Below are 228 nucleotides of genomic sequence, written 5' to 3' on the forward strand. Positions count from 1 at the left end.
GGACTATCGGGCGACAGTACGACGCGGAGTCCGCTTCACCGGCGCGACGACCGTGACGTATCTCCGTCCGAATCCCGACTCCGACGTGGTGCGATTCGGCTTCATCGTGAGCAAAGCGGTCGGTAACGCGGTTCACCGCAATCTCGTCCGTCGTCGGCTGAAGGCCGTCGCCTACGACCTCCTCCCCCTGTTCTCATCCGTGCCGCAGACCGGGAGCGGACTGGATGT

General features: G+C 64.5%; 1 protein-coding gene. It reads left to right on the top strand.

Features of this window, described 5'->3' with window-relative positions:
- The coding region (gene rnpA / locus SB717_RS40170; RefSeq protein WP_410908984.1) for a ribonuclease P protein component at positions 1 to 228 on the top strand (228 nt) is incomplete at both ends.

This window comes from Priestia sp. SIMBA_032 (genome assembly GCF_046535215.1).
GTDB lineage: Bacteria > Bacillota > Bacilli > Bacillales > Bacillaceae_H > Priestia > Priestia aryabhattai.